Origin of the sequence: Bacillus songklensis, from assembly GCF_042649685.1 — a bacterium.
In the GTDB taxonomy this organism is placed as follows: Bacteria; Bacillota; Bacilli; order Bacillales; family Bacillaceae_H; genus Bacillus_BA; species Bacillus_BA songklensis.
In genome coordinates, this window is sequence record NZ_JBHRZT010000044.1 from 1 (window position 1) to 10726 (window position 10726).

10 protein-coding genes are annotated in these 10726 nt (G+C 39.3%); 6 read left to right on the top strand and 4 right to left on the bottom strand.

Features of this window, described 5'->3' with window-relative positions:
• A partial coding sequence (locus ACFOU2_RS10695) for a malate:quinone oxidoreductase (protein WP_377914919.1) occupies positions 1-317 on the top strand: 317 nt, incomplete at its 5' end.
• Between the two features lie 286 nt (positions 318-603).
• On the opposite strand, the gene ACFOU2_RS10700 is transcribed toward ACFOU2_RS10695, so the two are convergent.
• Positions 604-822 (bottom strand): hypothetical protein, encoded by a 219-nt coding sequence (locus ACFOU2_RS10700; RefSeq protein ID WP_377914922.1) that lies wholly within the window; start codon positions 820-822, stop codon positions 604-606.
• Positions 823-1388: 566 nt separating this feature from the next.
• Between ACFOU2_RS10700 and ACFOU2_RS10705 the strand changes: the two genes are divergently transcribed.
• The 3 genes from ACFOU2_RS10705 to ACFOU2_RS10715 all read left to right on the top strand — a co-directional run bounded on the left by ACFOU2_RS10705 (position 1389) and on the right by ACFOU2_RS10715 (position 5400).
• Positions 1389-4298 (top strand): CBM35 domain-containing protein, encoded by a 2910-nt coding sequence (locus ACFOU2_RS10705; RefSeq protein WP_377914924.1) that lies wholly within the window; start codon positions 1389-1391, stop codon positions 4296-4298.
• A 95-nt stretch (positions 4299-4393) separates the two neighbouring features.
• The gene (locus ACFOU2_RS10710; protein ID WP_377914926.1) at positions 4394-5086 is read left to right on the top strand and encodes a LacI family DNA-binding transcriptional regulator; all 693 of its coding nucleotides are present in this window, start codon (positions 4394-4396) and stop codon (positions 5084-5086) included.
• Entirely contained in the window at positions 5083-5400 is a 318-nt protein-coding gene (locus ACFOU2_RS10715; protein ID WP_377914928.1) for a substrate-binding domain-containing protein, read from the top strand. The genes ACFOU2_RS10710 and ACFOU2_RS10715 overlap by 4 nt, the downstream gene beginning before the upstream one ends.
• 185 nt (positions 5401-5585) lie before the next feature.
• On the opposite strand, the gene ACFOU2_RS10720 is transcribed toward ACFOU2_RS10715, so the two are convergent.
• The 3 genes from ACFOU2_RS10720 to ACFOU2_RS10730 all read right to left on the bottom strand — a co-directional run bounded on the left by ACFOU2_RS10720 (position 5586) and on the right by ACFOU2_RS10730 (position 8909).
• On the bottom strand, positions 5586-6716 hold the full coding sequence (locus tag ACFOU2_RS10720) for an alkaline phosphatase D family protein (protein WP_377915096.1): 1131 nt from the start codon (positions 6714-6716) through the stop codon (positions 5586-5588).
• 333 nt (positions 6717-7049) lie between these two features.
• A complete protein-coding gene (locus ACFOU2_RS10725) occupies positions 7050-7994 on the bottom strand; it encodes a ribose-phosphate diphosphokinase (protein ID WP_377914930.1) in 945 nt (314 codons plus the stop codon).
• A 354-nt stretch (positions 7995-8348) separates the two neighbouring features.
• On the bottom strand, positions 8349-8909 hold the full coding sequence (locus ACFOU2_RS10730; protein WP_377914932.1) for an HTH-type transcriptional regulator Hpr: 561 nt from the start codon (positions 8907-8909) through the stop codon (positions 8349-8351).
• Positions 8910-9091: 182 nt separating this feature from the next.
• Here ACFOU2_RS10730 and ACFOU2_RS10735 point away from each other — a divergent pair, with 182 nt between their 5' ends.
• Complete coding sequence (locus ACFOU2_RS10735; RefSeq protein WP_377914934.1) at positions 9092-9886, top strand: class I SAM-dependent methyltransferase; 795 nt, start codon at positions 9092-9094, stop codon at positions 9884-9886.
• A 499-nt stretch (positions 9887-10385) separates the two neighbouring features.
• Entirely contained in the window at positions 10386-10676 is a 291-nt protein-coding gene (locus tag ACFOU2_RS10740) for a hypothetical protein (RefSeq protein ID WP_377914936.1), read from the top strand.
• Positions 10677-10726 lie beyond the last annotated feature (50 nt).

The window sequence follows — 10726 nt, forward strand, 5'->3', positions numbered from 1 at the left end:
GTGTGCAGGTTATCAAAGATACTGAGGCCGGCGGTAAAGGAACACTTCAATTTGGTACGGAAGTTGTTAGTGCTGCTGATGGCTCGATAGCTGCATTGCTCGGCGCTTCTCCGGGTGCTTCTACTGCCGTTCACGTCATGCTTGAGGTATTAGAAAAATGCTTCCCGCAACATATGAAAGGGTGGGAACCGAAACTAAAAGAAATGATTCCTTCTTATGGCGTGTCACTAGCGGAAAACCCAGAGCTTTTCCAAGAAATTCATACTTCAACAGCGCAGACGCTTGGTCTATGTGAAAAAGAACCGGTCTATAGCTAATTCTTTGGATGTAGAAACAAAGTTATAATTAAGATGAAAACACGGTTCCTTCTGAAACTTCATAGCCATGATTGTTTAGAGGATACTTATAATACGGAGGATTCCCGGCTAACGTTTTTTAATTTTTTTGGACCCAGCCCTTAACGGCTTGTCCATCATTCAAGTCGATATCTTCAATGTTTGATGATTTCCAGCATTTCATTTACTTGCATCATTGGGACTGAAGGATTGGGGCGATAATCTAAGTGAGTAGAGTACGCAGAAACCTTCGTCCCTTTAACGTTGATCACTGCTTCGACAACCCGGGCATTAATTTCGGCTTTGGCGTACTGCTTTGAGTACTTAATCTTGTAATTGGCCAATTTTTTTCTTCTACTATTGGATCCTTGCTAAGGATCGCAACTCCATATTGACGATTCGGTTTCCCTTCTTCCACTGCAGGAAAATCATAAATTGGAGCGAAGAAATAATGCATATCAAGATGTTCAGCCAATTTCTCTATCATATTTTCATCATTGCTTATGATCGTTTGACTGTGACATAAATTTTCACAAAAAAATACATAAAAAGAGCTGGCCCAAAAGCCTGATTTGGTTTTTGAGTCAGCTCTTTCTCTGTAAATCGCTACTATTTATTTTTAAGTTAATCATCAAAGCAGGGAGAGGCACAGTTTGAAGTTTAAGTGTGTAATTATGCATAAAATAAATTTCATGTAAGTTTTGTAGAGTCGATGGTCTAGTTTGGCAGATTTCTTGCACCAGAACCACAGAATGACTGATTAACGAATAATAAAAGATTTTGAAAAGAAGCAATTTACTAGGTAAATAGACCGAAAACTTGTAAATTTATCCAAATAAGCTTTACACGTAAACGTTTACGTAATAATATTAATTAAAAGTGAAAGCGTTTACTTTACGAAATTAATTGAAATCTTTGATGTAGTTATTTGTTAAAAAAATGGGGAAGAGAGATCTGCGGAAGAACTAAGGATTAAGGTTAAACTGTTACGTATCCATAGGTTCAAAGTTTGTAACTGTTGAAATGGTAAAAACAAAGGGGAGGTTTTTCAGTGTGGGTAAATTTTTAAAAAAGAGTAAAAGTAAAAATAACAAGAAGAGTTTGTTAAGGAAGGTTGGTGCATTCTCTGTCCTTTCGACTCTAGCATTGACGACAGCCATTACAGGATCGGCTTCAGCCCAAGACAGCCAATTTACAAGGCAAGGAGCAGGTCCCATGTATTTTATGACTTATGAGCATCAGTGGACGAAAAATACATACATGCCTGAGAAACGACTTAAGGAAAATATTGACTGGATGGCGAAAAATTTTCTGCCGTATGGTTATAACATGGTTTCAACGGATGGTTGGATTGAGGGGGCCAGTTTGTTGAATAAAAATGGCTATGTTGTGAGCCATAACGATAAATGGATGACTAATCCGTTAAACATGGATGGGTCTGAAGAAGAACCCACGCTCGGTCAGCTGCAGAATGGTGATTTTGAAGAAGGAATCGAGAGTGGATGGAAAGTAGAAACTAAGGCATGGTTTGGTGTTGATGCGAATGATGCATATGAAGGTTCAAAATTGTGGGTGTATCACCCTGATCCGCATACGGCAAAAGTTTCTCAAACCGTTGAAGGACTTGAAAACGGAAATTATTCGGTCACGGCACGTGTGAAATTCCCGAATGACGTTCAAGCCTTCGTTGGTGACACGAGAACAAGCACGGCAAACATGAAGCTGAAAAACTATGCGGAAGCAACAGAGGGACAGGAAGCTCCTGAACAAGTGGTCGAGTTGAAAGAAGGTTTGACCGACGAATATGGAAAAGCGCGTTACGGCCTTTTCGAACTACAGGCAGAGGTGACAAACGGTCAGCTGACTGTTGAGTTTAACATAAACGCCAAAGGGGAACATAGCTCCTTCCAACTGGATAATGTCGAGCTTTATAAGACGGGAGAAAAGCCGGAGGAAGACAACGAGGATAATGAGCCGTTTCAGTATCCATCTGAAAAATATCCAGACGGTCACACCTGGAAATTTTGGGGCGACTATCTTAAAGAAAAAGGCATGGAATTTGGTATCTACTACAACCCGCTTTGGATAAGTCCTGAGGTTGTCAAAAACCCGGACAAATATATTGTCAAAGGGACGGAAAACAATCCTGGTGGTCCAACGTATGTAGCGGACCTGATTGACCAAGGTGATCCGAATGATCCGACAGACGGCGACCGTTTTAATGGTGGACAAGGTAATGCACGTTCGCTTTATTGGGTCAACGTAAATCACCCAGATGCTGAAAAATATATAAAAGGTTACATTGAATTTTTGGCAGAACAAGGGGCAGATTTTCTGCGCGTCGATTTCCTTTCCTGGTATGAAACTGGAACAGATGTAAATATAGGAACAGTAGGAAAAGCACATGACAGAGAACTATATGAAACAGCACTAAAGTGGATGTCCGAAGCTTCTAAGGAAAACAACGTTTTCCTAAGTCTGGTGATGCCACATCTCTTTAATCATGGAGAGGCCGAACAGAAATATGGCGATATGATTCGAATCAATGAAGACGTTTTCGCAGGTAGCTGGGATCATATCAGCGGCAGACGTCAAGAATGGCGGCCAGGTTGGTCACAGTGGGCGAACTCCTTTCAAGGGTTTACCGGCTTCTCTGATATTGGCGGTCGTTCAAGCATGATATTGGATGGGGATTTCCTCAGACTTAATACGTTCTCCGGGAACTTTGCGGAAAATGAGAAGAAAACAACCCTGTCTCTCTACACGCTGGCAGGATCTCCAATCGCCATTGCCGATCAGTACGATACAATTGGCGATAATTATAAGTACTATCAAAACACTGAGCTGATTGAGTTTAATAAAATGGGTCTGGTTGGAAAGCCAATCTACAAGAGTGCCGCTCATTATGGAGAGTCGAACGAAAGCCGTGACAGTCATCGTTGGGTAGGTCAGTTGCCGGATGGTTCATGGGTAGTTGGTTTGTTCAACCGCAATGATGAAAGCAAAGCGTTTGATTTCAATTTTAAAGAAGAACTGGGCATTGAAAAAGGTCAGGTCCGTGATGTCTGGGCTCATAAAGACCTCGGTATCCAGTCTTCTCATTCAATGACACTCGAGCCGCATGACAGTGTTGTCTTGAAAGTCGTGCCGGCGACAACGGACAAAGCTTTTGAAGCGGAAGTTGCTTCTTACACAAGGGGAGTTGAATTCGCAAAGGCGACTGAAGGTCATGACGGATTTGGCTACCTAAATGGATTTAATAAGATAGGAGAAAGCGTCACGTATGCAATCAGTGTCCCAACAGCAGGAGTCTATCACCTGGATGTAAAATATTCTGCGGATGAAGCTAGTGGAGCAACCCTTCATGTAAGAGATGTGAAAAGTGGTGAAACCACTTATTCAGAGTCGGTTTCATTGAAAGGGACGCATGGTAAATGGAAAAAAGCGAATGAAAAAGTGGAGCTTAAGGAAGGAACGAACCTTGTAACGGTTAATGTTGCTTCCGGTAACTTTAATCTTGACTCCATTATATTAGAAAATGCACAGGGCGATAAAGCAACAATACAAAATGGCGATTTCAAAGAAGGGTTCGATAACTGGAGCCGCAGCAACATGGTCAATCAGTCTATTGTTGATGGAGCTGTCCAAATTGCTGGTAAGGGCGATGAAGCGTTTAAATCCGACCTCTGGCAGTATGTTGTACCGAAAGCAGGCACCTATAAGCTGACTGTTGATGCCAAACGAAGCGGCCAGTTCGACGAAGCTTCCCTTTATGTCGAAAACGGTGAAGACAAAAAAACAGTAGCGGTTCCTGAATCCGGCAACATGACAACTGTTACGATTTCCGATATCAAAGTATCTGAAGGCGAGGTTCTGAAAATCGGTAATATTGCCAATGCACGAGCAGGTGGTGCGCTAACAATTGATCATGTCCAGCTCACCCTTCAGGATGATCAAGATTGAGCAAAAGAATAAAAATAAAAAGTCCGGTATTGAAAGGTTTTTTCTTGTGATGTTTTATACGGGAATGTTTTTGGAATTTAGGAAGAAGGTATAATATGGCCTATACCATTAAGGATGTAGCTAAGAAAGCAAATGTATCAATTGCAACAGTTTCGAGGATTTTGAACAATCAAGTTGGTTATACAGAAGAAACAAAAAGGAAAGTGCTTAAAGCTATTGAAGAATTAGGCTATCAACCTAATGCAGTTGCGAGAGGACTAATTAATAAAAGAACGCATACGATTGGACTACTTGTTCCCAAATTAACCAGTACCTTTGTTACAGAACTATTAAGGGGAATTGAAAAGGTTGCTCACAAGGCAGGCTCGAATGTCATTGTATGCCACACTGAGACGCGCGGAATCAAAATGATGAAGTATCTTCAAATGCTAAATGAAAAAAGAATTGATGGTCTCATTTTTACCAGTGAAGTATTAAAAGAAGAGTATTATCTATATGTCAAAAAGATGGGGATTCCAATGGTTCTTCTATCCACTCAATCTGATGAATATCCGGTCCCTTATGTGAAAGTAAATGACCGAGATGCAGCTTATACAGCTACAAAATATCTAATTGAGAAAGGGCACAAGGAAATTGGAATGCTGTGTGGTAATAAAGCAGATTTAATTGCCGGTATACCTAGGATTAAAGGGTTCAAGGATGCTCTTAACGATCACAATATTCCAGTTAATGAAAATCATATAATATTTAGCGATGAGTTTTTTTTCAAGATGGGGTTAAAAGCATGACTTTTCTGTTGAAGCAGGCACCTGATCTAACAGCTGTCTTCGCTGCGAGTGATGAACTTGCTATTGGGGCCATATCAGCAGCTTATCAGTTCGGCAAAAAGGTTCCAGAAGATCTATCCATCATCGGTTATGACAATTTAAGTATTGCTGAAATGTCTATTCCCCCGTTAACATCCGTTGCACAACCACTTAATGACATGGGAGAAAAGGCTGCAAGCATGGTGTTTGAAATGATAGAATCGAACAAATTAGCGCCAAGTTGTATATTTCCACATAAAATTATCGAAAGAAAGAGTGTACGTTCGTTAGAATGACACTTTTTTCTTTTAAAATAAGTAGGCGTTCACATAATCTAAGCCCTTTTCCTTTAGCCTCTCCGGCCATTGTATCCGCTAAAGTAAAGGAAGAAAAGAAAGCAAATATCCGCCAATGGGGAATTTCGAAAGCCTACAAGGATACGGAATGGAAAGAGAGAACGTTTACTTTGGTATAGGTTGGTTTAGGGCAGTATGACAAACAAGACATCCATTCCTTTCCATCCGCATCCTGAGCTGATCGAAGTCCCAACAAACTCCGTTGCCAGGGTCTCAGAATGAGGATTGTTAAAGTCAGCCTTTAAGTCATTTACCCAGCTTGAGTGCCAGTCTCCACCAAGGACAATTGGATTTGAAGGCCGATGTTGTTGAATGAAGTTTAAGATACGGGCACGCTCAGCAGCATAACCATCCCACTGGTCATGATTGACACTTATCCCTGATCCAGTGTCATAGTCAAACTGAGCCATCATGGTTTGCTGGGCAATCACGTTCCAGCGTGCCTTCGATAGTTCAAGATTTCTTAATAGCCACTGTTCCTGTTTGGAGCCCATCATGGTTCGTGAAGGGTTCCATGCTTCAGGGTCTTGAGGAGCACCTGGAAATCCGTCGCTCAATTGGTCATCACGAAATTGGCGTGTATCCAAGACGCTAAAGTCGGCTAAATCACCAAAAGTGAATTGACGGTAGAAAATCATGTCGGAACCATGCGGTTTTGAACGAAGCCTTAGCAACAAATGCTCGTAATAAGCCTGGAACGCTGCAGCACGAATGGCAAGAAAATTCTGATTGGATGCCTCCCCATCCGGTTGTGAAATGCCATTCGCCCAGTTATTCTCTACTTCATGATCATCGAAGGTCACGATAAACGGAAACGCTGCATGGGCAGCCTGTAAGTCTGGTGAAGTTTTATAAAGGGCATGTAGATTACGGAAATCTGCAAGGGTTTCAGTGTTCTTTTTCTCATAGATATAATCCCCAAGATGGACAACAAAATCGAGATCTTGCTGTGCCATATCGCGGTAGGCAGCGTAACGCCCCCCCACCCATGCCTGGCAAGAGGCAAAGGCAAACGAAAGACTATTTAAGTGCGTTCCCCATGCAGGAGCCGTTTTCGTTCTTCCTACGGGACTTGTCTCGTTTCCAGCTTTAAACCGATAATAATACTCCCGTCCTGGTGTTAAGCCATATACTTCCGCATGGACAGAATGTGCAAGCTCTGGCATCGCTACTTCTGTTCCATGTTTTACTATCTTATTAAACTTTTCATCTTCCGCCATTTCCCACTCAACGAGAATATTAACAAAATTACCAATTAAGACAGATAATAATCAAACCTTTATTTACTTTTAATGATTATAGCACATTGACATTGTAAGCGCTTCCTGATATGATGATAATGGGTTGGACAGCAGCAGTGGCTGTCACGGTATCCGGCGTAGGTGGGGCCGATGCCAAGAACAAGGACATGAAAATAGTGTCCTTTTTTATTTAGGATAATACCAGTAAACGCAGCCTTAAGCCACCCATAACAAACATCAGGTTATGACTTACACATAAAAAGCGCTAAGGGATCCTTTGTTTTCTCCTCAGCGCTTTTTTCTAGACGACTTATTTTACAGCGTAAATAACCTCTTTTTAATAATTGCTCAAAGCATCGTGTTAGTACATATCTTGTTTTGAATCCTTCTAATGGATTCTGTTAACAATGGAGCTATGGAAAGAACCTTAATCTTTTCGGTATTGTTTGTTTCAGGTAGAGGGATTGTATTGGTTACAATTAACTCTTTGATATTTGAACGTGCAATTTTTTCTATCGAAGAACCAGAAAGAACAGCATGTGTGAAGCATCCATAAACATCTTTTACTCCATGTTCCATTAAAACATTTGTCGTAAGGAGTAGATTTTCACCTGTATCAATCATATCATCAATAATAATAGCTGTTTTCTCTTTTACTTCTCCAATTACGTTAACCTTTGCGGGTTCTTCAGGATTATAACAGCGTCGGTCTATAAACGCAATCGGCACATTTAGGAGACTGGCCATTTTCCTTGCTCGAAGCACACTGCTGTTATCAGGGGCGACTACAACAACATCCGAAAAATTTTTCTCCGCAAAATAATCAGATAAAGTTGGAATCCCCGATAGTTGGTCAACAGGAATATTAAAAAAGCCCTCAATTGACGCAGCATGCAGATCAATTGTTAATACTCTTGTTGCTCCTGCAGTTTCCAATAAATTTGCTATTAATTTTGCAGTAATCGGCTGTCTTGCACCTGATTTGCGGTCTTGTCTGGCATAACCATAATAAGGTATGACGACATTTATGGATTTAGCCGAGGCTCTTTTTAAAGCATCGATCATAATAAGGAGTTCCATTATATACTCATTGCCTAAACGAGAAATAGACTGCACTAAATATGTATCACAACCACGAATGCTTTCTTCAATGTTTAATTGAATTTCTCCGTCACTAAACCGTTTGATTGAACTTTTGCCCAATTCAATACCAAGCAAATCAACAATCTCTTGCGTAAGTTGAAGATTTGAGTTTAAGGAGAAGACTCTTATATTCGAATTCTGATAGGCCATTACACATATCACTCCTTCGTTAATTATACCAAATTTTCAAAAAACGGTTTCAAAACAGGATGAAGCTCATTAAATATATCATATACTCCTTCATAAATCTTGGCAGCCGTACAGATACAATTGAACAAAAAATGAATTTTTACGAACAGTATAATTGGGATAAGACATCCCGATCCAGACGATCAAGTGCTTTTACCCCATTTATAGATCAGTGCTTTATCTAACAGAAAAGGAGCTGGCCCGAAAGGTCACGTAAAATGACTTCCGGGTCGACCCCTTCATATTTAATGCTTTTTCCTGTAAAAATAGATTTACGATTACTCAATTAAAGCTGAATAAGCGGTTTCGCCGTGACTATCCACCTTTTTTAAGCCTTCCGTCCTCTTCAACGAAATCTTTTTCAATACGTTCGAGAGAGCGTTCAAAAATTCCTATGAAATCATCCCCATATATGTTACGCACAACAGCCATGATTTCAATCATATCAGGAAATTTTCCATATACATGTTGTAATGATAATGCTTCTTTGCACACGGAATTTTGTAATGGGTCATAATCTTCGAAAAGCTTTAAAAGTAATTCTTTTCCTTTTTCTGTTAATTGAATATATGTGTTTCTCCTATCATTTTCCTTTTTGAAAAATTGCAGATATCCCCGCTCCTCCAATTTTTTCGAGAAATTAAAGGCAGTTGATATGTGCATGATTCCGAATTTGGCAATCTCTGAAATGGAAGCATCTTTCAAGTAATAAGTAATCCATAAAATATGGTGTTCATTAATAGCAAGGTCATAAGGCTTAATCCATTGCTCCCAATCCTTTTCAATTGATTTCCAGAATGCTTTGCTTAATTGCATCATTCTTTGACTGAATAATAGGGCGTCTTTTACTGTATAATCATTCAATGTACTTCCCATTGTTTTACCTCCTTTTCAAGAATATCGCAATATTACTTCTATTATGCCCGTAAAATAAAGATTAATAAAGTTATAAAAATAAATAAAAATGAATAAAATTTCTTTATGCCAATAGAAAAGCTGATAAGTAAAAATAAATAAAGTTGTACTTGTTTAACAAAGAAGGAAAGGGGAGAGGAAAAGTGAGTAATAAAGAAAATGTAGTCAGTCAGTTTGGAAAGAATGCCGGGAAATATGTGAAAAGTAAAGGGCATGCAAAGGGACAAGACTTAACCGTACTTTTAGAGATAGTAAAAGAAAATAAGAACGGTCATCTCCTAGATATTGCGACAGGTGGCGGGCATGTTGCAAACACCTTAGCTCCGCTGTTTGAAAAAGTAGTCGCTCTTGATTTGACGCCGAAGATGTTGGAAAAAGCAAAAGAATTTATCGAAGGAAACGGCCATACGAATGTTTCCTTTGTTCAAGGAGATGCTGAATCATTGCCGTTCCACGACAAAACATTCGATACGGTATCATGCAGAATAGCCCCGCATCATTTTTCGCATGTTGAACGATTTGCAGGTGAAGTGTATCGTGTATTGAAAGAAAACGGTTTGTTTCTACTAGTTGACAATGTCGCTCCAGAAATAGACGAATATGATCAATTTTATAATGATGTCGAGAAAAAAAGAGATCCGAGCCATTATCGGGCATACAAAAAAACAGAATGGATCTCGTTATTGGAACAAAAGGGGTTTCGAATTGAAAGCTTCTCTGTCTTTAAAAAGAAATTTTTATTTGAAGTATGGTGTGAGATGATGGCGCTCCCTGAAAAAGATAAAACGGAATTAAACGAGTATATGATTTCATCTTCACAGGATATGATCAAATTTTTCTCCATTGATATTAAGGATAATCAAGTTCAGTCCTTTCAAGGTGAAGCCATGCTGTTGGTTGCCAGGAAAGAAAGGGGGGGGAAGCTAAAGCCCGCTTAATTTAAAAAGGGATGTATAGAGTTAATATACCTTTTCCCGGCTTTTAAATTCATCTACAATATATGTTTGTTTTTAATGAAAAAGCTCAGGTCCAAGTAACAACTCTGAGCTTTTGAGTTTGCTGAAGAATATGGAAAACTTTCTTGTTAGACTTCTTGACAATTAACTAGAGGGGATAAGTAAAAGCAACTACACTGTACATAATCACAATCCTAAAAGTACATTCATACGAAGAAAGGAAGCAGTCTCGTTTACAATTCCAATTTTATGTAAACGCTTCCAATAATAAGGAAATAGTGATAAAATATGGTTATGAACAATCATCCTATTTACGGTGCATAAAAGTCACTTTTAAATAATTTAACAAGAGCGAAATCCTTATTTTGGGGTTTCTTTCTGCTCTTTTAGAAAAAAAGTTCATGACATTAATTTTGATTGATTCATCCAGTTTTATAAGTGTTTCCAGTGGGCTAAAGGAACTTAAGAGGGAGGGTTAAACATGAGAGAAGAGATTCCGATGAATAGGTATCACTTTCTGGAGAAGCGAGTCAAACATCACATGCAATGTCTATTAGTAAAGACTCCTGAACAGGTGGTACAGTATTTTGAAAAACGATTAAAAAAGTACAGAGATATTTTAGAAAAAAGGGATGTTTATCCTGAAAGTGTAGTAGTGTCCGTACAGCATCTTATTAGGGAATATTCTTTAGATATTACGAGAATTAAGGAATATATGAATTATATGAATCCACATAAAGAATTTAACATGGGTAAAAACCACCCATGCTAAATTCTTTACGCATAAGCGGCTGACAAGCTCCCTTACGGGTTCTTGTCAGC

What these genes read in the sequence shown, in the direction of transcription:
- ACFOU2_RS10740 (WP_377914936.1), top strand. Translation starts at nt 10,386, where the DNA reads ATGAGAGAAGAGATTCCGATGAATAGGTATCACTTTCTGGAGAAGCGA.
- ACFOU2_RS10715 (WP_377914928.1), top strand. Translation starts at nt 5,083, where the DNA reads ATGACTTTTCTGTTGAAGCAGGCACCTGATCTAACAGCTGTCTTCGCT.
- ACFOU2_RS10730 (WP_377914932.1), bottom strand. Translation starts at nt 8,909, where the DNA reads ATGGGAAGTACATTGAATGATTATACAGTAAAAGACGCCCTATTATTC.
- ACFOU2_RS10725 (WP_377914930.1), bottom strand. Translation starts at nt 7,994, where the DNA reads ATGGCCTATCAGAATTCGAATATAAGAGTCTTCTCCTTAAACTCAAAT.
- ACFOU2_RS10700 (WP_377914922.1), bottom strand. Translation starts at nt 822, where the DNA reads ATGATAGAGAAATTGGCTGAACATCTTGATATGCATTATTTCTTCGCT.
- ACFOU2_RS10710 (WP_377914926.1), top strand. Translation starts at nt 4,394, where the DNA reads ATGGCCTATACCATTAAGGATGTAGCTAAGAAAGCAAATGTATCAATT.